General features: G+C 74.3%; 3 protein-coding genes and 1 pseudogene. 2 read left to right on the top strand and 2 right to left on the bottom strand.

Annotated features, from left to right (window positions below):
• A partial coding sequence (locus CHF16_RS41150; protein WP_218827048.1) for a hypothetical protein occupies positions 1-287 on the top strand: 287 nt, incomplete at its 5' end.
• Positions 288-309: 22 nt separating this feature from the next.
• Here CHF16_RS41150 and CHF16_RS39070 read toward each other — a convergent pair.
• Positions 310-1197 (bottom strand): STAS domain-containing protein, encoded by an 888-nt coding sequence (locus tag CHF16_RS39070; protein ID WP_089331224.1) that lies wholly within the window; start codon positions 1195-1197, stop codon positions 310-312.
• Positions 1198-1201: 4 nt separating this feature from the next.
• Complete coding sequence (locus CHF16_RS39065; RefSeq protein WP_089331223.1) at positions 1202-1471, bottom strand: hypothetical protein; 270 nt, start codon at positions 1469-1471, stop codon at positions 1202-1204.
• 542 nt (positions 1472-2013) lie between these two features.
• Between CHF16_RS39065 and CHF16_RS39060 the strand changes: the two are divergent.
• Positions 2014-2324, top strand: a pseudogene (locus CHF16_RS39060) (hypothetical protein); the annotation flags it as partial.

The following is a 2324-nucleotide window of genomic DNA, read 5'->3' as shown; positions in this document are numbered from 1 at the left end:
CCGCCCTCGGCCTCCCCGACAACCCCCACCAACCCCACACCGTCACCGACCAACTCGACGGCACCACCTACACCTGGACCAAATCCAACTACGTCCGCCTGGACCCGCACACGAAGCCCGCACACATCCTCACGTTCGATCGGAACGACGGACATGTGCGGGCCAGTGGTGCCCGGGCGGACGGGAGCATGGCCGGGGCGGACGGGACGACCGCGCGATCGCGCGGCGCCTCACCGCGGCCCGCGTCCCGGGCCGCCCGGAGCCGGCGCCAGACGGGCGGCAGCTGAGCCGCCGGGCGGCTCGGCGCCGTCAGGCCGGCTCGGCGCCGCCGAGCAGGCGGTCCTCGATGGAGCGGCAGCCGGTGAACACCGAGCCGAGCCCCTCCCGGTCGATGATCTCGCGGAGCCGGGCCGGCAGCGCGGGCAGCGCCAGGCAGCCGCCCTCGGCGGCGACGCGCCACCGGATGCCGAGCAGGATCGGCAGCGGGTCGCAGCGGATGCCGAGCCGCTCGTGCATCCGCACCATGAGGTGCCGCAGGTTGCCCTCGACCAGCGTGGTCAGCGTCTCCCCGAGCCGGGGCACCGTCACCTCGTCCAGCACGCCGGACAGGTGGACGACCGTGTGGTCGCCGTCCCCCGCCTCCGTCGTGGTGATCATCAGCTCGGACGGCGCGGGCGGCGTCGGCGCCAGTCCCGCGTCCCCCGGGTGCAGGGCGCGGATCGCGTCCAGCACGTGCGCGGTGTCGGCGCGGCCCGCCGGCGCGGGCGGGACCGGCGCGCCGGTCGCCGACGCGACGTCCGGGAACACCGGGACGAGCCGCGCCAGCCCGGTGAGGTGCAGCGCCCGCCGCACGTGCGCGGACAGGGCGGGCACCACGGCCCGCAGCGGGCAGCCGAGCAGCTGCGCGCGGGTCTCGGCGCGGGCCAGCAGGACCAGCCCGGCGGCGTCCAGCAGCACGGTGTCACCGAAGTCGACGACGACCCCCGTGCGCCGCCGCCCGTGCGCGCGGCCGCCCGCCGCCACGGACCCCGCCGCCGCGGACCCCGCCGCCATGGACCCCGCCGCCATGGACAGGGCTCTGCTGACTCCCTCCCGGACGCCCGCGTAGTTCTGCCAGCTGATCTGCGCGGGCAGGCTGAGCACGATGAACCCTCGCCGGGTCTCGATGTCCAGGCCCGGCACGGTCGTGTCCTTCATGGGTTCACATCCCGATCGGTGTTGTGGCGGCCGCGGGCGCGCGCCGGTGCGGAGCGGTCAGGGAGGAGCCGGGCGGTCTGGTGACCGTCCGGCCGTCCGGGTAGGGCGGCCGGCCGCCCCGCACGACACCGGTCAGCCGGGACGCGGCGAGGCGTTCGATGGTCCCTTCCTCGGGCCGCACCCCGAGATGGGTGCAGCAGCACCACAGGTCGTCGACGCAGCGGCGCACGTTCTCAGCCGGAATGTCGGCGAAGCGAACGCGCAGCCGCGCCACGAGCGAATCGCGTGTCGGTACGACCGATGGCGACTTCTCCCAGCGCTCCACTGTCCCTCCGATCACTTTGGACGGAAAACCGCCCGAACGGATCAGAACCCGCCGGTGGGGGCGGGTTCTGAGCTTGGAAACGACCTACCCGGGGCCTGCGACAGAAAAAGCCGCGAATCTAAAAACACGGACATGACACAACCGTCGCGCGGCAAGTCTTCGACAGCCGGAGCACCAGTCGGCGAGCCGCGGGCGGCCGGGTTTTTGCGCGGCTTTCCCGGGCCGTGCCCGGCCGGGTGCCGGGCGATGACCGTCCGGCCGGGGGGACGGGCGGCGGGCGGTCCCGCGCGGCCCGGCCGATCTGGTCCGGGCATTGCTCCCGCACGTCCGGCGGGCTGGGGCGGCGGGCTCCCGAAACCGCCGCGCCGGTCACGCTCCGTACTGAATCTTTTGCGGATGGTTGCCTGTCGCGAACGTCGCCCGCGCCGGTGGCGGGCATTGCTGATCTAGATGGGCTGATCTAGATGTCTCCAACACACCCGGGGTGACCCATGCACGGCCAGCCGAACGACTCCGCCAGCAGCACGTCCGACCAGGTCACCGGCCCGGCCGAGGGAACACGCACCCCGGGCACCGGAAGCTCGGGCACGGGGACCGGGGGCAGGGGAAGCACACGCACAGGACGCACGCGCACGGGGGCCGCGGGCGCCCGGACCGGCGCGGGCGCGGTTCCCGACCCGTTCGCCGAGGGCGCGCCGCGCACGCCCCACTGGTTCAAGACGGCGGTGTTCTACGAGGTGTCGGTGCGGGGATTCGCCGACTCCAACAACGACGGCTACGGCGACCTGCGCGGGCTCATCTC

It is taken from the genome of Actinomadura meyerae (assembly GCF_900188445.1).
In the GTDB taxonomy this organism is placed as follows: domain Bacteria; phylum Actinomycetota; class Actinomycetes; order Streptosporangiales; family Streptosporangiaceae; genus Spirillospora; species Spirillospora meyerae.
Note: the sequence above shows the minus strand (reverse complement) of the source record. Positions and strands in the feature narration are given on the sequence as shown.

What these genes read in the sequence shown, in the direction of transcription:
- CHF16_RS39070 (WP_089331224.1), bottom strand. Translation starts at nt 1,197, where the DNA reads ATGAAGGACACGACCGTGCCGGGCCTGGACATCGAGACCCGGCGAGGG.